The organism is Sphaerisporangium sp. NPDC051011 (assembly GCF_040653595.1).
Classification (GTDB): domain Bacteria; phylum Actinomycetota; class Actinomycetes; order Streptosporangiales; family Streptosporangiaceae; genus Sphaerisporangium.
In genome coordinates, this window is record NZ_JBFAGG010000002.1 from 611933 (window position 1) to 630506 (window position 18574).

Consider the following 18574-nt stretch of genomic DNA (forward strand, 5'->3'; position numbering starts at 1 on the left):
GAACGCGAAAGGGGAGCCGCGCCCCGCGCGCGGCTCCCCTCGGTGCCTGGGGCTTAGCCCAGGCCGTTCTTCATCGCGGTGATCAGCTCGCCGTTGGTGGTGTCACCGGTCAGCTCCCAGAAGAAGGAACCGCCGAGACCCTGGTTCTTGGCGTAGCTCATCTTTCCGGCGATCGTGGACGGGGTGTCGTAGCTCCACCACTGGTTACCGCAGAAGGCGTACGCGGTGCCGGCGACGGTGCCGTTGGCGGGGCAGCGGGTCTTGAGGACCTTGTAGTCCTCGATGCCCGCCTCGTAGGTGCCCGGAGCCGCGCCGGTGGCCGAGCCGCCGGGGGCGGCCTGGGTCACGCCGGACCAGCCGCGGCCGTAGAAGCCGATGCCGAGCAGCATCTTGCTCGCCGGGACGCCCTGGGCCTTCAGCTTCTGGACGGCGTCGTCGCTGTTGAATCCCTGCTGCGGGATGCCGGGGTAGGAGGTGAGGGGCGAGTGCGGCGCGGTCGGGCCCTGCGCGTTGAAGGCGCCGAAGAAGTCGTACGTCATGACGTTGTACCAGTTGACGTACTGCGAGGCGCCCGCGTAGTCCGCCTTCTCGATCTTGCCGCCCGAGGAGCCGTCGGCCGTGATGGCGCCGGTGACCAGGTAGTTCGAGCCGAAGCGGTTGCGCAGGGCCTGGAACACGTTCTTGAGCGCGTTCGGGCCGCTGTTGTCACAGGTCAGGCCACACGCGTTCGGGTACTCCCAGTCGATGTCGATGCCGTCGAACACGTCGGCCCAGCGCGGGTCCTCGACCAGGTTGTAGCAGGAGTTGGCGAAGGCGGTCGGGTTCGCGGCGGCCTGCGCGAAGCCGCCGGACCAGGTCCAGCCGCCGAACGACCAGAGGACCTTGAGGTTCGGGTACTTGGCCTTGAGCTTGCGGAGCTGGTTGAAGCTGCCGCGCAGGGCGCCGTTGTCCCAGGTGTCGGCCACGCCGTCGACGCTCTCGGCGGCGCTGTAGGCACGGTCGTAGTCGGCCCAGCTGTCACCGATGGTGCACTGGCCGTTGGTCACGTTGCCGAACGCGTAGTTGATGTAGCCGAGCTTGGCGGCCGAGCCGCTGGTGTCGATGTTCTTGACGTGGTAGTTGCGCCCGTAGATGCCCCACTCCACGAAGTAGCCCAGCAGCTTGTTGCCGCCACCGCCGCCACCGCCGGGCTGGGTGGTGACGTTGAGGGTGTTGCTGACGCCCGAGAGGTTACCGGCCGCGTCGCGGGCCCGGACCGTGTAGGAGTACGCCGTGTTGGCCGACAGGCCGCTGTCGGTGTAGCTCGTGCCGGTGGCGGTGGTCACGAGGTTGCCGCCGCGGTAGACGTTGTAGCCGGTGACGCCCACGTTGTCGGTGGAGGCGTCCCACGCCAGCGAGACGCTGGAGGAGGTCGTCCCCGTGGAGCGCAGGTTGCCGGGCACGCTCGGCGGGGTGGTGTCGTTACCGCCACCGCCGCCGGTGGTGACGTTGAGGGTGTTGCTGACGCCCGACACGTTGCCGGCCGCGTCGCGGGCGCGCACGGTGTAGGAGTACGCCGTGTTGGCCGACAGGCCGCTGTCGGTGTAGCTCGTGCCGGTCACGGTCGTGACCAGGTTGCCGCCACGGTAGACGTTGTAGCCGGTGACGCCCACGTTGTCGGTGGAGGCGTCCCACGCCAGCGAGACGCTGGAGGAGGTCGTCCCCGTGGAGCGCAGGTTGCCGGGCACGCTCGGCGGGGTGGTGTCGCCACCGCCGCCGCTCACCGGCGTCCACAGCGCGGGCACGATCGGCGGCTCCCAGCCGACAAGAGAGGTGTGGCTCTGGACGCACCGGTAGTCCACGCCGTTGTAGGTGACGATGTCGCCTGTGTTGTACCACGTGTTCGGAGCCCAGGCCGCGGCCATCGCGACCTTGCTGGACGCGGTCGCCGTGGCGGACGCGCTGGGGCTGAGGGCCACCGCTGTGCCGAGCGGGAGGACCATCGCCCCCGCCGCGATCATGACTTTGACGAACTTGAGTTTCATACGTGCTCCACGTCCATCAGGCGGAGTGAAAGGGGGGTCGATCTGGACGCAAATGCGGAGCCGGGGCTGCCACCGATGCCGGGGCGCGGCGCCGGCCTGTCGCCGGTGTTGCCGTGGCGACTGGGGGAGCTGGAGGGGTGGTCGGTGGGGATCGCGGCATGGTGCGACCTTCCTACCTCGTGTTGTAGTCCTTATTTTTAGGAAGCTTTCCTTTTAATTAGCTGGAAACCTACCTGGAGGCGCTTGCGCCGTCAATGTTTTCCTGACATCTCGGACTCACTGGAGGCCGTGGCGTGGGGCGTCCCGCCGGCTCGCGGCCGGCGGCCGGGGCTACGCTCGGGAGCCATGAGCGCAGACAGCGGAGGGCGCGGGCCATACGAGCGGCACGCGGCGGCCATCGAGGCGGAGACCGACCGGCTCGCCGAGGCCGCGCGGAAGGCCGGGCCGGACGCGCCGGTGCCCACCTGCCCGGGCTGGACCATGACCAAGCTGGTCAAACACGTCGGGATCATCCAGCGGTGGGCCGAGCACATCGTGCGCGAGCGCGTCCAGCGGAGGATCAGCCCCCGCGAAGTGCCCGTCACGCTCCCCGGCGACACGGACGGGTACCCGGACTGGCTGGCCGACGGCGCCCGGACCCTCGCCGCCACCCTCCGCGCGGTCGAACCCGGCGACGCGGTGTGGACCTGGGCACCCGGCGGGAACGCCCGGTTCTGGGCACGGCGCATGCTGCACGAGGCCGCCGTCCACCGGGCCGACGCCGAGATCGCCCACGGCGGCGAGCCGCGCTTCGACGCGGACCTCGCCACGGACGGGGTGGAGGAGTTGCTCGCCAACCTGGCCGGGGCCCCGGGCGTGCTCGAACGGCTGGCCGCCCTGGACGACGCCGGGCGCACCCTGCACCTCCACGCCACCGACGCCGAGGGCGGTGAGTGGATGATCACCCTGGGCTCGGAGGGGTTCACCTGGACGCACGGGCACGGCAAGGGCGACGTCGCCGTACGCGGCGCCGCGGGCGACCTGCTGCTGCTCGTCTACGGCCGTCTCGCGCCCGCCGGTGGTCGCTTCGAGATCTTCGGCGACCGCGACCTGCTGACCCGCTGGCTGGAGGCGACCCCGATCTAGCGCGTGCCCCGTCCTCGGCGGGATGGCGCCCCTTGTGGATGGACGCCTAGATGCGCTGGGCGGACCACGGGCGGATGTCGAGCGGCAGCGGCGGGATCTCGTTCGGCCGGTCGGTCTCGATCTCCTCGACCATCTCGCTGGGTAGGACACGCTCCGGGAGGTTGCCGAACCTGACGAATCGCAGGTAGGCGTACTCCTCGGCGGTGAACGTCTCGGAATGGCTTTCCTCGCCCATCTTGTACCTCCTCACACCAGACTATTGTGGCCAGCCGGTCATCACGCAGCAATCGTGTGACCCGTGCGAAGCCCGGCGGAACCGGCCTTACGCCTGGTGGGGGCCGGCCCCTACCGAACCCCACCCCGGCCCAGGCACCCCGTAAGCTGCGGATATACGCAGGGAAAGCATTGTTGGCAACGGGGAGGCAATGGATGGGAGAGTTCTCCGTATGGCACTGGCTGATCGTCGCGGCGGTGCTCGTGCTTCTGTTCGGGGCGAATCGCCTGCCGGAGGCGGCCCGGTCGATCGGGCGCTCGCTGCGGATCTTCCACAGTGAGGTCCGCAAGATGGACGACGACGAGAAGGTTCCCGCGCGCCCAGTGGACCCGGGAGCCGACGAGGGGCGGTCCCGGACCCCGCCCGCGCCCTGAGGGCCTTCGCGCGCATGGACGTCCGCCTTCGCGTTCACGGACGTACGTCCTTGTGATCACGGACGTACGTCCTTGTGATCACCGATCGGTCGGTTGACATCCCGGTCGTGGACCGCCACGCACGCGCGCACGCTCGTGTTTCGCGACGTCTACGCGCTCAGGCGCTCCGAGGCCGGCGGGGACAGAAGGTCGGGCAGCGGGATGCCCAGCGCCCACTCGGCGAGGTCGCGGCGGTCGAGCATGGCCAGCCCCGCGCCCTGGGCCTCGCGTAACGCGGCCGAGGTGTAGCCGCTGGAGGTGACGAGCAGGCCGGTGTGCCCAGAATAGGCATGCGCCAGGGCGCCGAGCAGGTTGCGCACATGAGGCGAGCCGACGTTCGACGACCAGCGTCTGCACTGCACGGCGAACACCCGCCCGTCCGGAGCGACGCCCACCACGTCGACCCCGCCGTCCCCCGCGCGGCCCGCCACGCGGACCTTGCGGAACCCGTCCCGCCGGAGCAGCGCGGCCACCAGATGCTCGAACTGCTCGCCGTTCATCTGGTCGATCGTCTCCAGGCGGGCGTTGGCCCGAAGGAACGCGTCACGCTGCCGGCGCGCCCGGCGGACGAGCGGCAGCGCGACCCCGATGGCCACCGCCGCCGCGAGGAGGGTGGCCACCAGCAGCCACCCCGACGACGCGCGCACGAACCCCACCATCGCGTTCATCAGCGGGACCGCGACCACCAGGCCCACCAGCGCCCACATGACGCCGTCGCCGGAGCGCCACCCCACGAGCCGGGCCGTCCAGCGTCGCGCCATCGGAACCTCCCTGAGACCCTGAGACCCACGGCACCTCGAGACCGAGATGGCCACACGATGAGTCTGAACCTCGCCACCGACAAAATCGGTACCCGAGCCCGCCACCCGCAGGGTGCGAGCACATTCGCTTGGACCGTCCGCTGATGCGCACAGATCAGCCGGTACCCGAATGTGGTCGGCTTTGATCATTACAGGCCGAACCGGGTCGCCGCACGGTTTTCGGGATCTTGGACACACCGGCGGAGACACGCGACGGGCCGGGCGCGCGGCCCGGCGAGGTCCAGGCCGTCCGGAGCGTTACTGTGTGGCCGCGGTGCGCAGGGCGTGGAACTGCTTCAGCAGGGCGGGGTCGCCGGAAAGGCGGACGGAGGCGTCGTCGCCGCGGTTCCACAGCCAGAGCAGCAGCGGCCCGGCGTCGCCGCTGACCAGCGCGTCCCCGTCGAACCCCGTCTTCGCGTCCTCGACGTGGACACGGCCGGGAAGCGCGCCCTCGCCGGGGACGGCCTTCAACGTCCAGGCGTGGTGGCTCGTGGCGACCGAGAGGGGGCGCTCGTCGGGCTCGTCCAGAAGCGTGCCGAAATCGTCCAGCCAGCGGGTGCTCCCGTAGCCGAGGAAGAGCTTGAGGACCTCGTCGATGCCGTCGAGGGCGAGATCGTCCGGGATCGGGGAGACCGGCCGCCCGGCCGTCAGCTCGGCGTCGACGCGGTGGATCACCGTCTCCTGGGCCATGCGGCGGATCCAGAAGCCCACCGTCTGGTCGGGTTCGTGCCACGTGGCCGCGCGATCCTCGGGGGAGTGCGCCGAGAACTGCCCGATCAGCACGGCATGGGTCTTGGCCAAGGACGTCACGGGGTCGTCGTCGAGGACCCCCGGGGGCCATTCCTCGGGGAAGGCTCCGAGCCGGATGGACTCGGCCTTGTGCAGGTAGACCTTGGCGACGTGGTCGGCGAGGTCGGCGGCGCTCCAATCGGGACAGGACGGCACCCGGGCGGGCGGATCGGCCGCCGCCACGGCGTCCCTCAGCAGCGCGAAGTCGTCCTCAAAACAGCCAAGAAGGCGAGAGAAATCCATCCTTCCATCGAACCAGCCACCACCGACAACCTGCACCGAATTTCCGTCGATCACCGACCTGAGCCGCCGACGCAGACGCCACAGGGGCGGTAGCCCGCCGCTTCGGCTTGCTCGGCGGTGCCGAACCGAAGGATCTCGTGCAGGTTGTAGCCCTGTACCTCCCCGCCGGACCGTCCCGCGAGTAGCCCCCAGCAGTCCTCGCGGGCGTGATAGGCGTCACCGGCGCCTGTGGCGATCAACCCGTTCATCGGATGGCCCTCTCTGGTCGCTCCGGTATACCCGGCCCGTCACGCTCCGCGCCGAGAATATCCGGCCGCCCGAGGTATATGAAAGGTGTTCCTGATTTCAGGACGATGCGGTCCTCGGTGCCGCGTCCAGATCACGATCCGGATCCTGGTCCAGATGTCGTGTCCGTATTCCCGTATTCGGCGCGTGAACATCCAGAGAAATCGACGGGCCTCCGCCGAGCCGTCGCCACGGTAAGAGCGAAAACGCCGGTCTCAATATCCTCAGGATTCACATACCGCGGCTGGTGAGGGCGCCATGTGACAGGCATATGAGCAGTTCAGAGGCGCTGTTCAACACTGATGGGAGGCTTCGGAAGGGTGCGGCGAGGTCGTCCGGTCCTCCGCGTCCCTGTTTCGTCCCGGCCGGCCAAACGAATGAGGTACGTCCGAATTCGGCCGTTCATCGCCAGTGCCGTCCTCTTTCCGGATTCTCCCCGGAAATTGTCGGTGCGGCCGTCTAGCATTCAGCCTCATGTGAGATTCCTCGCAGCGGCGCCGGCCGGTCGCCTCCTTCCCCACCAGAGCGTCCAGGCGTCATCTGCCGTGCCATCCCGCCATCCCAGTGGCGGTTCTCCCATTCAGCGACGAACCGGAGTTCTGGCATGAACACCCCCGATGTCCCGTCCTCTGCCCGCTCGCCCGTACGGCGCGTGGCGATCGGCACCGCGAAGACCGTGGGTGTCCTCGCCGGAGTGGCCGCCGTGCTCTGGTTGCTGGTCGCCGCAGTACGCCTGATCGTCGCCTACCACGTCGTCGCCCTGCTCGCTCTCGCGGTGCTGGGCCTGATGATCGCCGCCTGGGGTGTCGTCAGAGAGGCCGAGAAGCGCAAGGCCGCGATCTTGGAGGAGCGAATCCGGGACCGCGCCCGCTGGGAGCTCGTCGACGCGATGAGCGGGACCGACTTCGAGGACCTGGTCGCCGACCTGCTGCGCCGCGACGGCTTCCGCGACGTGCGCCGGGTCGGCCGCAGCCATGACGGCGGCGTCGACGTCGTGGCGCGTGCGGCGGACGGCCGCTGGATAGCCGTGCAGTGCAAGCGCCAGGCCGCGCGCGTCGGCGCCGACCGCGTCCGCAACCTCATCGGCGCCGTTAACGGCAGCACCTACGGCGGCCACCGCGCGGTCCTCGTCACCTCCAGCGTCTTCACCACCCCGGCCGGCCGGGAGGCCGAGGGCCACGTGCTGCTGGTCGACCGCCACCACCTGGGAGAATGGATGAAAGGCGCGTCCCTCAAGATCTGACGATCCCTACCTGGCGGACGCTGCGGTCGCCCGGCCCCTCGAAGGCGGACACCGCCGCGCTGCAGCCATCGGGGTAAGCGGTGAGACCTGCCAGTCCTTCCGGCTGGGTGCGCGCGCTTTCACCGGGGCGCCGGTCCGAGGGGTGATGAACGGCGAACCCAGCGCCACCACACGCCGAGCAGCGCAATGAACTCCCTTGACCACGAGCGAGGAGGCCCGGCCGAGGTCGCGGTCGCCCGCTAGGCGGCGAGTTCGGTGTTGAGATGATCCCGGAACTCCCGCACTCGCTCGGTCCGGGAGATCGGCATGCCGCTGCTCGCGGAGAACGGGCGCTCCCTGTTGCTGGCCCACCGTCTCGCCGGCGGTCGCTGTCACGTCCGTTCCGCGACGACCTCGGCCACCGGCGCCCCCGGCAAGGCCGTCATCTTCGCCCTCCCCGCCGGTGACCTCCCAACCCGGAAGGCGACCGACCCTGCTTCACGAGCGGCCCACATTGACTGAGATGACCGTCCGGAGGCATTCGAGGCGGGCCGTTGTTCGGGGTCAGCGCTCTTTCAGGCGGTTGTGGAGGTCGTCGATGTCTTTGACGAACCAGATGTGGCGGCCGCGGTTGCTTTCCAGGACCAGGGACCGCAGGGCGGGGCTGGTCGTGGTGTGGGGGGAGATGTCGCCGATCACGGCCATGCCGATTCCGTAGTTGACGAACTTCTGCATGATGTCGCCCGCCACGCGCGTGTTCAGGCGGAAGAACGCGTCGTCGAGGCGCGCGGCGGGTACGGCCACCCAGCGCGCCTGATGTCCGAACGCGTCCCCGATGACGTCCAGGGCGTCCTGCTCGTTCCGCAACGTTCGTCCGTCGGCGGTGCATACCAGTACGGGTACGCCGTGCATGTTCACCAGGTCGTCAGGCACGGCTGCCCTCCGGGGCGCGCAGGAACTCCAGGATCTGGGGTGTCTGGCCCTGCAGGTAGTGGCCGGCGTCGGGCAGCATGCGCACGGTGGCGTGCGGCGCGAGTCGCTCCAGCCGCCGGCGGGTCTGGTGGGAGTCCAGGATGGCGTCCCGGTCGCCGACGACGGCCAGCACGGGCATGGTGAGCCGCCGCAGCACGTCGTCGCCGAACACGGGCAGGTGGCGCCTGGGCAGGAAGTACTTGTTGATCAGCAGGATGAACTCCACGAACGCCCGCGTCTGGGGCGACTGCCGCGCCGACGGCTCGGGCTTCGTGCCGAGGATCAGGTGCATCGCCTTGCTCCGTCCCCAGGCGCCGCCGAGCAGCGACAACGACAGCGCCGCGATCAGCACGCCGGACTTGAGCTTGCCGATGCCGCCTGGGCACAGCAGCGCCAGGCGCTCCACCCGCTCGGGCAGGCGGGACGCGTAGTCGACGCCGAGCCACCCGCCGAGCGACACCCCTACGATGGACGCGCGCTCGACGCCGAGCCCGTCCAGCACGTCGTCGAGCCACCGCGCGTAGGCGTCGGAGGTCATCGGAGGCCGGGCGGGCGCGCTCAGCCCCGGCTCGCCGATCATGTCCACGGCATAGACGCGGAAGTGTCGCGACCAGTCGGCCGCCTCGCCGATCCACATCGCGGTGTTGGCCGCCGAGCCGTGAAAGAGCAGCAGGGGAGGCGCGTCGGGCGGCCCGCAGGCGACGACGAAGGTCTCGCCCTGACGGGTGGGGAGCCGCAACTGCTCGCTGGGCACCGGCCATCGCGCGAGGTACGCCCGGTAGCGTTCCTCGACGGCCCGCGCGCCCTCTTCCGACTTGTAGATCATTGGTTCTCCTCCTTCGTCATCACGCCGACGAGCCTGAGCAGCTCGGCGGTGTCGTCGGGACTCCCGATCAGGATGATCTTCAGCTCCGCCCGCTCTTCGTCGTAGATCGTCTCGACGCGCAGGCGCTCCTCGTCCGGGCCGCGGCCGATGGTCGAGGCCATCAGGAGGGTGCTCAGCCGGTCCATCGCCTTGCGGCTGATCGCCTCGACGCGCACGACGCATGATGCCTCGGCCCGGCGGTGGCGCCCGGCCGTTTCGGTGGCAGGCGGGGCCACGGGACGTCCGGCGAAGGCGTCCAACTCTTCGCGGGGAATCCTGTACTGCTTGCCGATGCGGACCGCCTTCAGCCGCCCGTCGCGGACGTACGCGCGCACGGTCTTGACGTGAAGGCCCAGCAGGTCGGCCACCTGCTGGACGGAGTACGGCGGTTGAGACACGGACTGCCTTCCCTGAAGTTCCCGATACTTCTGCATACTACCCTTGATGGTTGCATGATAGGGAAGCTTAGGGAAGTGCTGAATATGGTCGACCAGCCGTGGGCCGTCGGCGGATGCCCGGCTCGGGCGGGGCGGAATTGTCGGTGGGGGCGGTTAACGTACGCCCTGTGACAACCTCCAACGCCTCTCCCGCACCAGTCGCCAACGTCATCGTCGGGGTCCAGATGAAGGACGCCGCCTGATGATCATCGTCGACCAGATCCGCGGGGTCGCGCTCGCGCTTCCGCGCACCACGGAGCACCTCATCCACGACTACGTGAAGTTCCGGGTGGGCAAGATCGTCTATGTGAACATCTCCCCGGACGAGACGCTGATGGGCTTCGGGTATCCGAAGGAGGAGCGAGCCGCCCTGGTCGCCCTCGAGCCGGACAAGTTCCTCATGCCTCGGCCGTCGAGCGAGCGCTTCAACTGGGTGCGCGTCCGCCTGTCGGCCATCGACGAGGCCGAGATGCGCGAACTGGTCGTCGAGTCCTGGCGCATGGTCGTCCCGAAGAAGGTGTCCGCCCTGATCCCTTAGGCCTCGCCCGGCCGGGCGCGTGCGCGATACGACCCTCGCGGGTGCCCTGCACAGGTTCACTTCGGGGCTTGGGTGATGGCCGTCTGCGCGGACGGCGGCGCGCAGCTGCGTCGCGTTGGCTGCCTTGCCGGGGCGGCTGGACGGGCCAGGTCGCCGGGCCTTCGCGTGTGCCGGCAGGCCGGGCGGGGTTACGGCGAGCCGGGTGACTGGAGTTTGCGGCGCAGGTCGGCGGCCTGAGGGTGGCCGAGGTCGCGGAAGATCTCGTACGCCTCCAGCCAGCGCTCGCGGGCCGTCTGCGGGTCGCCGACGGCCTCGCTCGCGTCGCCGAGGTGCCCGAGAATCTGGGCCCGTAACTGGGGGCTCTCCATCGTGCCGACGACCCGGAGGCCACCCTCGTAGTGGTGGATCGCGGCCACCAGGTCGCCCAGCCGCTGGTGGAGAAGCCCCAGCGTGTCCCAGGTGACCACCTCGTTGGCCCGGTCACCCGCCTGTTGCTGGAGCTCCAGCGCGCGCTCCTGGAACGGCAGCGCTTTCTCGTACGCGCCCAGCTCGGCGTGGTACCAGCCCACCGCGAGGGCGGCCTTGCCCGCCCACAGCGGGTCGTCGATCTCGGTGAAGATCGATAACGACTGTTCGGCCTGGTCGAGCGCGGGCTCGCCGTCGCCCTGCAGCCAGTACACATAGGACAGCACGAAGCGGTTCTCCCCCTCGCCCGCCCGGTCCGCGGCGGCGATGCTCAGCTCCAGCGCCTCCCGCATGTGCGTGTGCGCGTCGTCGAAACGCTGGAGCCGTCCGTTCACCGCGCCGAGGAAGCGGTGCGCGTGCGCGGCCGCGGGCCGGTCGGTCATGGCGGTCGCCGCGCGCAGCGCCACCGCCCACGCCGCCCCCTCGTCCTGCCAGCGCCGCCGGTCGTTCAGGAAGGTGTCCAGCGCCCAGCTCAGCTGCCACGCGTGCCGGTGCATGCCTTCTTCCTCGGCCTGCCGCAGCGCGGTGAGCAGCACCGCCTGCTCGGTCTCCAGCCATTCCAGGGCCGTTTGGAGATCGAGCACGTGTTTCGGCTCGGCCCCGTCCGCGGGCGCGCGGAGGGGCATCGGGATGGGCGCGCGCACCGGGTTCAGTACCAGATCGGCGTGGTACGCGGTGTGCGTGTAGTGGTCGAGCAGCCGGGTCAGGGCCGCCTGCCGCGCGGCCTCGGGCTCCTCGGCCCGGGCGCGTTCGGCGGCGTAGGCGTGCAGCAGGTCGTGCATCCGGTAGCGGCCGGGCGCGTGCTCGACGACCAGGCTGGCGTCGGTCAGTTCGGCCAGCGTCCGGCGGACCTCCGGCAGCGCCCGGCCGGCCAGCGCGGCGACGGCCGCCACCGCGATGTCGGCGCCCGACGCCAGCCCGAGCAGGCGGAACAGTCGTGCGGCGTTCGGGCTCAGCGCGTCGTAGGACCACGAGAACACCGCGTCGATCTCGAGGGCCGCGAGCCGCCCGCCCGGGTGGCGCAGCTCGGCGGCGATCGTCGCGGGCCGGAAGCCGGTGAGCCGCGCCCGCGCGCCGACCAGCGCCAACGCCAACGGGAGCCGTCCGCACGCGGCCGCGATGGCGGCCACGGCGTCACCGTCCGCTGCCTCGGGCTCCTGGCGGGTCCCGGGGTGGAGGCGATGGGCGAGGAGGTCGACGGCCTCATCGAGTTCGGGGACGTCGAGTGTCAGGGCGGCGGCGCCGGTCTCCGCGATGAGGGCGGTGAGTCGGCGGCGGCTGGTGACGATCGTGCGGGCGGCCGGGCCGGACGGCAGCAGCGGCAGGACCTGGTCGGCGTCGCGGGCGTTGTCCAGGACGACCAGCAGAGCGCGGCTGGCGGACCGGCTGCGGTAGAGGGCCACCTGCGCCGTGAAGCCGGACGGGATGCGGTCGAGCGGCACGCCGAGGGCGTCCAGGAACCCGCGGATCACCTCCGCCGGGTCGAGCGCGGCGTGCCGCGAGAAGCCGCGCAGGTCAACGTAGAGCTGGCCGTCGGGGAAGTGCGGCGCGGCCAGGCGGGACCAGTGCACCGCGAGCGAGGTCTTGCCGACGCCGGCGGGGCCGGAGACGGTCACTACCGCGGCTGTGGCGGCGTCGAGCGCGTGCAGAGCTTCGGCACGACCGGTGAATCCGCCGACGTCGGCGGGCAACTGCGCGGGGGCCGGACGGGCTCCGGCGTCCGGCCGGCCGGTGGGCGAAGCGGCGGCCTCAGCTTGGACGGTGGGCGAAGGGACGGCGTCGGCTTGGGCAGATGGCGAAGGGGCGGTGTCGGGCTGGGTGGCGAGCTGGAAGGTGGTCCGGTCGGCCGGGGACAGCTTCAGCGTGTCGGCGAGTACCCGGACGGTGCTGGCCCGGGGCGCCGCGACGCGGCCGGACTCGAGCTCGCGGATCTGCCGCTCGCTGATGCCGGACAACGCGGCCAGCTCCTCCTGCGTGAGCAGTGCCCGAACCCGGAAGTCGCGCAGCACGCTGCCGAACATCGATTCCCTTCCCGCACGACCACGTCAACCGATTCAACCGATCAAGCACCGTTGGCAGCCTAACCGCCGGTGAACCGCCGGTCGCACGCCTGCCGCCGGACCCGGCGCGCACGGTTACCTGGAGGTACCTCGCCGGCCCGATCACCGAAGGCCAGATGAAGTTCCGCACACGAAGACGGCGCTCGTCGGCGTGGTCGTCGCGACCGCGCGCGTCACGGCGATGAGCCGGCGGCGAGGTGTGCGGGGCGACTGTCGAACAAACTATCGAACCGAGAGTCAAAGCAACAGTCAAACCGACCGCCGAACACGGTCCGCGTCGCGGCAGACGGGGATCGCGGCGTGCGGGACGGCATCTGGGTCCACCACGAGTTCTCCGCCGGTGTCCACAAGGCACCGGCTCAAAGGAAAGGAAGGCACATGCTGAAAAGAATCGCGCGACGCGCGGCCGTTCTCCCGTTGGTCTTGACCGCTCTCTTTGCCGCACAGCCCGCCAACGCCGCGAGCGGGGGCGGCTGCACCGGCGCGTACCCCATCAGTTCGTGCATCTCGGTCAGCGGTGTCAGCGTGGTGGCCGACTTCTACATGAACGCCACCCCGGACGTCAGCCGTTGCTGGGCCCAGATGGAAGTCCGTACGTCGACCCACGGCACCTATTGGTCTGCCAGGTACCGGATCGACCGCACGGGCCGGTTCGGCCCCATTTCGGGGAACATCAACTCGATGCCGTGGAAGAACGGTTCCGCCGTCAACGTCGTCCACGTCACCACATGTAGCGGTTACGCCCACGGTGACTTCACCAGCCCGCGCGTCTACTACTAGGCCACGCGCCGGCCGGAAGCCGGGGGGCGTCCAGCCTCCCGGCTCTCACCGACCTGGGTTTCGCGGGTCCGGATCGGGACGCCTCCCAGGTCGATCGCGACCGAGCACCGAGAACCCGCTGAGGACCGAGAACCCGCTCAGGAAGGGACAGCCATGAGAAGCACGAACTCGACGACCTACAAGCGGTCCGTGACGATTCTCCTCACCGTGGTCGTCAGAGCGGTGTTCACCGTCGTCGGCTAGATCTCCGCCGCGAACGTCACCCCCGCCGGGCGCGACCGGCCGAGGATTCCCGGCGGAACGTCAGGCGCCACCTGACCCCGCCCCTCATCCGGCGGGGATGCGGGTAAGGAGGAGGGCCACGTCGTCGTACTGGCGGGGGAGGGCGTCGATGATGGCGGCGCAGGTCTGGTCGAGGGTGTCGTGGGGCTTGCCGAGGGCGCCCTGGAGGTTGGCGATGCCGGTGTCGATGTCCTGCTCGCGGCTTTCGACCAGCCCGTCGGTGTAGAAGGCGAGGGTGGCGCCCGGGGGCATGGCGAACCGCGTGGTGGTGAAGGCGCCGGAGAACTCGGGGTCGCCGAGGCCGAGGGCCAGCCCGGAGGGCAGGTCGAGGACGCGCGCGTCGCCGTCCGGGTCGACCATGATGGGCGGCGGGTGCCCGGCGCGCGAGATCTCGCAGGTGTGGTCCTCCAGGTCGATGATCGCGTACAGGCATGTGGCGCACTGGATGGAGTGCATGTCGTCGGCCATGTGGTCGAGGCGGCGCAGCACTTCGTCCGGGGCGAGGTTGAAGCCGTTGAGGGCGCGGACGGCGGCGCGCAGCTGGCCCATGCCGCCGGCGGCGACGGCGCCGTGGCCCATCGCGTCGCCGATGACCAGGCCGATGCGGCCCGGCCCGAGCGGGAACACGTCGTACCAGTCGCCGCCGACCGTCATGTCGCTCGCGGGAAGGTAGCGGTGGGCGAGCTCAAGGCCGGGCGGGACGGTGAGGATGCTCGGCGCGAGGTTCTGCTGGAACGCGTGGGTGGTGCGGCGTTCCCGCGAGTAGAGGCGGGCGTTGTCGATGCAGATGGCGGCGCGCGCGGCGAGGTCGGCGGCGAGGGTCTCGTCGTGGGCGTCGAAGGCGGCGCGCTTGGGGTTGCGGGTGAGGGTGATGAACCCGAGGACGGTGCCCCGGGCGGTGAGCGGCGCGGCCAGATAAGACGCGCCGTCGAGGATGCCCGTGGCGGCGTCGCCGAGCACGCCGCTGATCCTGCCGACCTGGTCGTTGCCGAGATCCGTGGCGCTGTAGGAGATGGGTGTGCCCGTGTCCATGCAGCGGGTGTTCGGGTGCCCGGCGTCGTACACGCCGATCTCGTTGTCGGGGAACGCCTTCTTCCAGTCGTGGCCGTTCTGGTAGCGGGCGTCGAGGCGGAAGGCGAGCCGCCGGACGCGCACCGAGCCGTCGGCGCCGTCGGGGTAGCCCTCGTCCCTGAGCAGGCCCTCGATGACCGAGACGCTGGCGGTGTCGGCGAGGCGGGGCACGGCGACGTCCATGAACTGCTCGGCGGCCTGGCGGGTGTCGAGCGTGGCGCCGATGCGGGTGCTGACCTCGTTGAGCAGGGTCAGGCGCTCGCCGGCCTCGAAGTCGGCGCGGGTGAGCTGCGGCAGGCGGGTGTCCATGGCGGTGACCATCACTGTGCCCCAGGGGCCGGGGGTGGCCAGGGGCTCCAGGTCGAAGGCGACGTCGTGGACGCGGCCGTCCGCGCATTCGGCGGGGAAGACGCCGCTCCAGGACGTCCCGGACGCGGCCTCGTCCAGCGCGTGCCTGATCGTCTCATGGCAGTCATCGAGTAACAAAAGATCGCAAATGTCGTGACCTATGGCTTTTTCCGTAGAACGACCGAAAAGCCGCATCGCGCCGCGGCTCCATTGCGTGATACGACCGTTTTCGTCGAGTACCAGGGCGGCGAGACCCCCACGATGGGTCATGCCGCTCTGCCGCGGAACGCGTGGTTCGTCCGCTGTAGGCGCTTCTGCCCTCGCCGCACGCGCCACCAGTCCTCCTGGACAGAAATGAGACATCGTGTCCGGGCCGCCTGAAGGCACATGGTTGACTCCCCCCTGGGTCTGTACCTGCTCCGCGGCTACCGTCAGTAAAGTAGCATCTACCGATTGCTTGCTTTCGTGAAAACTCCTCGAAGCGCGTGGCTCCCCCCCGCGCTTTGTTCACCTTCGCGGGTCGCGGCAACGCTTTCAAGGGGCTTTCGTCCTTCTTCGTAGGGCATCCCGTGCCGGTTTCATGGTGACGCTTGCCGTATTAGTCTTCTGTACGGAAAGACCCTAGTGCCCGTGATCCAGATGAGTGGTCCGCATCACACCGGTGATCGTGAATTTTAGGAGCGCGTGGGGTGGCCGGAGCCTGGCGTGGCGGATGACCGGCTCTTTACCTTCCTCATGCCCGCGTCGCCCGGGGTGTGCCGCGAGCGCTGCCGCGACGGCCGGGCGGTCTTGCCTGGGGCGCCGCTCGTATTCCCCTCATAATTCGGATATAACCTACCTGTGATACATGTATCCCGCCTGCGGAAGGTCTACGAGACCGGCGTCGTGGCGCTCGACGGCGTCGACCTCGACGTGCGCGAGGGCGAGATATTCGGCGTGCTCGGACAGAGCGGCGCCGGCAAGAGCACCCTGCTGCGCTGCGTGAACCTCCTGGAGCGCCCCACCAGCGGAACGGTCACCGTCGCCGGCCAGGAGCTGACCTCCCTCGACCTCGCCGCGCTCCGGCGCGCCCGGCAGCGGATCGGCATGATCCACCAGCACTTCGCCCTGCTCTCCTCGCGCACGGTGGCCGGGAATGTCGCCTTCCCGCTGGAGGTCGCGGGGGTGCCCCGGCGGGAGCGCGCAGCCCGCGTGGCCGAGCTGCTCGACGTGGTCGGCCTCGACGGCAAGGCGTCGTCCTACCCCGCGCAGCTCTCCGGCGGCCAGAAGCAGCGCGTGGGCATCGCCCGCGCCCTCGCCGCCCGTCCCAAGGTGCTTCTCTCGGACGAGGCGACGAGCGCGCTCGACCCCGGGACCACGCAGTCGATCCTCGCCCTGCTCAAGCGGCTCAACGCCGAGCTCGGCCTGACGATCCTGCTCATCACGCACGAGATGCACGTCATCAAGGGCGTCTGCGACTCGGTCGCCATCATGCGCGAGGGCAAGGTGGCCGAGGCGGGACGGGTCGCCGACCTGATCGCCGCCCCCGGATCCCTGCTGACCCGCGAGATCTTCCCGCTACCCGAGCCCGCGCCGCCCGGCAGCGTCACGGTCACCTTCGCCGGGCAGTCCGGAGAGCCCGTCCTGTCCGGTCTCGTCCGCAGGTTCGACGTGGACGTGGACCTCCTCGGCGGGTCGCTGGAGGACGTCGGCGGCGTGCCGTCCGGGCGCCTGCGCATCCGGCTCGACGGCGAGAACAGGGCCGCCGCCCTCGCCTACCTGCGCGAACGCGGCCTGGTCCGGGAGCACGAGGAGGAGCCCGTGGACGCTCGACCGCCCGAGCCCGCACCCGCACCCGCACCCGCGCCCGGTCCCGGTCCCGAGGCCGATCCCAAGGCCGGGAGTGTCACGGAGGAGGCTCTGTGAGCGCCGACGATCTGATTCCCGCGCTGCTGCAGGCCACCGGCGAGACGGCGCAGATGGTCTTCTGGTCGGCGCTGCTCACGCTGCTGCTCGGCCTGCCCCTCGGCGTGCTGCTGGTCGCCACCGACCGCGGCGGCCTCGTCCCCGCCCCCGCCGTCAAGGCGGTGCTCGGTGGCATCGTCAACGTCGGACGGTCGCTGCCGTTCATCGTGCTGATGGTCGCGATCCTGCCGTTCACGCGCCTGGTCACCGGGACGACGATCGGCACGGTCGCCGCGATCGTCCCCCTGACCCTCGGCGCGGTCCCCTTCTACGCCCGGCTGGTCGAGACGGCGCTGCGCGGGGTGGAGCGCGCGGTGGTCGAGGCGGCGCAGGCGATGGGCGCGAGCCGCGTCCGGGTGGTGGCGCGGGTGCTGCTGCCCGAGGCGCTGCCGGGGCTGGTCGCCGGGCTCACCGTCACGGTGGTCGCGCTGATCGGGTACTCGGCGATGGCCGGGGCGATCGGCGGCGGCGGCCTCGGCGACCTCGCGATCCGGTACGGCTACCAGCGCTTCGACACCGCCGTGATGGTGATCACGGTCGTGCTGCTGGTGGTGGTCGTGCAGCTCGTCCAGAGCCTCGGCGATCTGGTGGCGCGCCGGCTTTCCCACAGGTAGCGGGCGGCCGTGCGGGGCTCTCGTGAACCGTCAAGCCCGACATATGAACAAGTGATCATATGCGAGAGATGAGGAGACGCGACGATGCGTAGGTTGATGGGTGTCGTGGCAGCCGCCGTGCTGGCGCTGACGCCGGCCGGGTGCGGCGGGGGTGACGGTGGCACGGACACGGCCGCCGCCGGCCCCGGGGGAAGTTCGGCGTCGAGCGCGCCGCTCAAGGTCGGCGTGAGCCCGGTACCGCACGCGGAGATCCTGAAGTTCGTGAAGGACAAGCTCGCGTCCGCCGCCGGGCTGCAACTGGAGATCGTCGAGTTCACCGACTACGTGCAGCCGAACACCCAGCTCCAGGAGGGGCAACTCGACGCCAACTACTTCCAGCACCGCCCCTACCTGGACGACTTCCAGAAGTCCAAGGGCGGCAAGGAGATGATCTTCGTCCAGCCCGTGCACCTGGAGCCGCTCGGCCTGTACTCCAAGAAGATCAAGAGCGTGGCCGAGCTGGCGAGCGGCGCCACCGTGTCCGTGCCCAACGACGCCACCAACCTCGGACGCGGGCTCAAGCTGCTGGAGGACAACGGCCTCATCAAGCTCAAGCCGGGCGTCGGCACCGCCGCCACCGAGCGCGATGTCGCGGAGAACCCGAAGAACCTGCAGTTCAAGCCCCTGGAGGCCGCGCAGCTCCCGCGTTCGCTGGAGGACGTGGACGCGGCCGTCATCAACGGCAACTACGCGCTGGAGGCCGGGCTCAAGCCGTCGAGCGACGCGCTGGTGCTGGAGAAGGCCGAGGGCAACCCGTACGCCAACGGCCTGGTGACCGTGAAGGGCCAGGAGAACGACCCGCGGATCAAGAAGCTCGCCGAACTGCTGGCCGGGCCCGAGGTGAAGAAGTTCATCGAGGACACCTACCAGGGGTCCGTCATCCCGTCGACGACGTAGGCGAGGTAGGAGACGCGGTAGGAGAAGCGGCAGGGGATGACGCGGGAGACGGCGCAGGAGCCGAGGCGGGGGGCGGCGTAGGAGATT

At 70.2% G+C, this 18574-nt stretch carries 18 protein-coding genes; 8 read left to right on the forward strand and 10 right to left on the reverse strand.

Annotated features, from left to right (window positions below; genetic code table 11):
* Window positions 1-53: 53 nt before the first annotated feature.
* On the reverse strand, window positions 54-2024 hold the full coding sequence (locus AB0H21_RS06920) for a glycosyl hydrolase family 18 protein (RefSeq protein WP_358512868.1): 1971 nt from the start codon (window positions 2022-2024) through the stop codon (window positions 54-56).
* A gap of 345 nt (window positions 2025-2369) precedes the next feature.
* Between AB0H21_RS06920 and AB0H21_RS06925 the strand changes: the two genes are divergently transcribed.
* Entirely contained in the window at window positions 2370-3149 is a 780-nt protein-coding gene (locus tag AB0H21_RS06925) for a maleylpyruvate isomerase family mycothiol-dependent enzyme (RefSeq protein WP_358512870.1), read from the forward strand.
* A gap of 46 nt (window positions 3150-3195) precedes the next feature.
* On the opposite strand, the gene AB0H21_RS06930 is transcribed toward AB0H21_RS06925, so the two are convergent.
* Window positions 3196-3384: a hypothetical protein gene (locus AB0H21_RS06930; protein ID WP_358512872.1), complete on the reverse strand. Its 189-nt coding sequence runs from the start codon at window positions 3382-3384 to the stop codon at window positions 3196-3198.
* 194 nt (window positions 3385-3578) lie between these two features.
* On the opposite strand from AB0H21_RS06930, the gene tatA reads away from it, so the two are divergent.
* Window positions 3579-3797: a Sec-independent protein translocase subunit TatA gene (gene tatA / locus AB0H21_RS06935; protein ID WP_358512874.1), complete on the forward strand. Its 219-nt coding sequence runs from the start codon at window positions 3579-3581 to the stop codon at window positions 3795-3797.
* Between the two features lie 149 nt (window positions 3798-3946).
* Here tatA and AB0H21_RS06940 read toward each other — a convergent pair whose 3' ends face one another.
* The 3 genes from AB0H21_RS06940 to AB0H21_RS06950 all read right to left on the reverse strand — a co-directional run bounded on the left by AB0H21_RS06940 (window position 3947) and on the right by AB0H21_RS06950 (window position 5916).
* Window positions 3947-4597, reverse strand: a complete 651-nt coding sequence (locus tag AB0H21_RS06940) for a restriction endonuclease (RefSeq protein ID WP_358512876.1) — start codon at window positions 4595-4597, stop codon at window positions 3947-3949.
* A gap of 297 nt (window positions 4598-4894) precedes the next feature.
* Complete coding sequence (locus tag AB0H21_RS06945; protein ID WP_358512878.1) at window positions 4895-5668, reverse strand: maleylpyruvate isomerase N-terminal domain-containing protein; 774 nt, start codon at window positions 5666-5668, stop codon at window positions 4895-4897.
* Window positions 5669-5718: 50 nt separating this feature from the next.
* Complete coding sequence (locus AB0H21_RS06950) at window positions 5719-5916, reverse strand: hypothetical protein (protein ID WP_358512880.1); 198 nt, start codon at window positions 5914-5916, stop codon at window positions 5719-5721.
* A gap of 641 nt (window positions 5917-6557) precedes the next feature.
* Here AB0H21_RS06950 and AB0H21_RS06955 point away from each other — a divergent pair.
* Complete coding sequence (locus AB0H21_RS06955) at window positions 6558-7196, forward strand: restriction endonuclease (protein ID WP_358512882.1); 639 nt, start codon at window positions 6558-6560, stop codon at window positions 7194-7196.
* A 543-nt stretch (window positions 7197-7739) separates the two neighbouring features.
* On the opposite strand, the gene AB0H21_RS06960 is transcribed toward AB0H21_RS06955, so the two are convergent.
* Genes AB0H21_RS06960 through AB0H21_RS06970 form a run of 3 tightly spaced genes read right to left on the reverse strand, consistent with a single transcriptional unit; the run spans window position 7740 to window position 9410 of the window.
* Entirely contained in the window at window positions 7740-8108 is a 369-nt protein-coding gene (locus tag AB0H21_RS06960) for a DUF4180 domain-containing protein (RefSeq protein ID WP_358512884.1), read from the reverse strand.
* On the reverse strand, window positions 8101-8973 hold the full coding sequence (locus tag AB0H21_RS06965) for an alpha/beta hydrolase (protein WP_358512886.1): 873 nt from the start codon (window positions 8971-8973) through the stop codon (window positions 8101-8103). The genes AB0H21_RS06960 and AB0H21_RS06965 overlap by 8 nt, the downstream gene beginning before the upstream one ends.
* Window positions 8970-9410 (reverse strand): helix-turn-helix domain-containing protein, encoded by a 441-nt coding sequence (locus AB0H21_RS06970; RefSeq protein WP_358512888.1) that lies wholly within the window; start codon window positions 9408-9410, stop codon window positions 8970-8972. The genes AB0H21_RS06965 and AB0H21_RS06970 overlap by 4 nt, the downstream gene beginning before the upstream one ends.
* A gap of 241 nt (window positions 9411-9651) precedes the next feature.
* On the opposite strand from AB0H21_RS06970, the gene AB0H21_RS06975 reads away from it, so the two are divergent.
* Window positions 9652-9987 (forward strand): MmcQ/YjbR family DNA-binding protein, encoded by a 336-nt coding sequence (locus AB0H21_RS06975; protein ID WP_358512890.1) that lies wholly within the window; start codon window positions 9652-9654, stop codon window positions 9985-9987.
* 188 nt (window positions 9988-10175) lie between these two features.
* Here the strand turns inward: AB0H21_RS06975 and AB0H21_RS06980 are convergent, their stop codons facing one another.
* Window positions 10176-12473 carry a tetratricopeptide repeat protein gene (locus tag AB0H21_RS06980; protein ID WP_358512892.1) on the reverse strand — a complete coding sequence of 766 codons (2298 nt, stop codon included), beginning with the start codon at window positions 12471-12473 and terminating at the stop codon, window positions 10176-10178.
* Between the two features lie 462 nt (window positions 12474-12935).
* On the opposite strand from AB0H21_RS06980, the gene AB0H21_RS06985 reads away from it, so the two are divergent.
* Window positions 12936-13292, forward strand: a complete 357-nt coding sequence (locus AB0H21_RS06985; RefSeq protein WP_358512894.1) for a hypothetical protein — start codon at window positions 12936-12938, stop codon at window positions 13290-13292.
* 327 nt (window positions 13293-13619) lie between these two features.
* Here the strand turns inward: AB0H21_RS06985 and AB0H21_RS06990 are convergent, their stop codons facing one another.
* On the reverse strand, window positions 13620-15356 hold the full coding sequence (locus tag AB0H21_RS06990) for a SpoIIE family protein phosphatase (protein ID WP_358512896.1): 1737 nt from the start codon (window positions 15354-15356) through the stop codon (window positions 13620-13622).
* Window positions 15357-15833: 477 nt separating this feature from the next.
* Here AB0H21_RS06990 and AB0H21_RS06995 point away from each other — a divergent pair, with 477 nt between their 5' ends.
* The 3 genes from AB0H21_RS06995 to AB0H21_RS07005 all read left to right on the forward strand — a co-directional run bounded on the left by AB0H21_RS06995 (window position 15834) and on the right by AB0H21_RS07005 (window position 18487).
* Window positions 15834-16898 carry an ATP-binding cassette domain-containing protein gene (locus tag AB0H21_RS06995; protein ID WP_358512898.1) on the forward strand — a complete coding sequence of 355 codons (1065 nt, stop codon included), beginning with the start codon at window positions 15834-15836 and terminating at the stop codon, window positions 16896-16898.
* 53 nt (window positions 16899-16951) lie between these two features.
* Window positions 16952-17551 carry a methionine ABC transporter permease gene (locus AB0H21_RS07000; protein ID WP_358513040.1) on the forward strand — a complete coding sequence of 200 codons (600 nt, stop codon included), beginning with the start codon at window positions 16952-16954 and terminating at the stop codon, window positions 17549-17551.
* Between the two features lie 84 nt (window positions 17552-17635).
* Window positions 17636-18487, forward strand: coding sequence for a MetQ/NlpA family ABC transporter substrate-binding protein (locus tag AB0H21_RS07005; RefSeq protein ID WP_358512900.1), 852 nt, complete (start codon window positions 17636-17638; stop codon window positions 18485-18487).
* Window positions 18488-18574 lie beyond the last annotated feature (87 nt).

Bases quoted from the DNA above. Each gene is read 5' to 3' on its own strand.
- AB0H21_RS06955 (WP_358512882.1), top strand. From the start codon at position 6,558: ATGAACACCCCCGATGTCCCGTCCTCTGCCCGCTCGCCCGTACGGCGC.
- AB0H21_RS06920 (WP_358512868.1), bottom strand. From the start codon at position 2,024: ATGAAACTCAAGTTCGTCAAAGTCATGATCGCGGCGGGGGCGATGGTC.
- AB0H21_RS07005 (WP_358512900.1), top strand. From the start codon at position 17,636: ATGCGTAGGTTGATGGGTGTCGTGGCAGCCGCCGTGCTGGCGCTGACG.
- AB0H21_RS06990 (WP_358512896.1), bottom strand. From the start codon at position 15,356: ATGTCTCATTTCTGTCCAGGAGGACTGGTGGCGCGTGCGGCGAGGGCA.
- AB0H21_RS06945 (WP_358512878.1), bottom strand. From the start codon at position 5,668: ATGGATTTCTCTCGCCTTCTTGGCTGTTTTGAGGACGACTTCGCGCTG.
- AB0H21_RS07000 (WP_358513040.1), top strand. From the start codon at position 16,952: ATGGTCTTCTGGTCGGCGCTGCTCACGCTGCTGCTCGGCCTGCCCCTC.
- AB0H21_RS06930 (WP_358512872.1), bottom strand. From the start codon at position 3,384: ATGGGCGAGGAAAGCCATTCCGAGACGTTCACCGCCGAGGAGTACGCC.
- AB0H21_RS06940 (WP_358512876.1), bottom strand. From the start codon at position 4,597: ATGGCGCGACGCTGGACGGCCCGGCTCGTGGGGTGGCGCTCCGGCGAC.
- AB0H21_RS06965 (WP_358512886.1), bottom strand. From the start codon at position 8,973: ATGATCTACAAGTCGGAAGAGGGCGCGCGGGCCGTCGAGGAACGCTAC.
- AB0H21_RS06975 (WP_358512890.1), top strand. From the start codon at position 9,652: ATGATCATCGTCGACCAGATCCGCGGGGTCGCGCTCGCGCTTCCGCGC.
- AB0H21_RS06980 (WP_358512892.1), bottom strand. From the start codon at position 12,473: ATGTTCGGCAGCGTGCTGCGCGACTTCCGGGTTCGGGCACTGCTCACG.
- tatA (WP_358512874.1), top strand. From the start codon at position 3,579: ATGGGAGAGTTCTCCGTATGGCACTGGCTGATCGTCGCGGCGGTGCTC.
- AB0H21_RS06950 (WP_358512880.1), bottom strand. From the start codon at position 5,916: ATGAACGGGTTGATCGCCACAGGCGCCGGTGACGCCTATCACGCCCGC.
- AB0H21_RS06925 (WP_358512870.1), top strand. From the start codon at position 2,370: ATGAGCGCAGACAGCGGAGGGCGCGGGCCATACGAGCGGCACGCGGCG.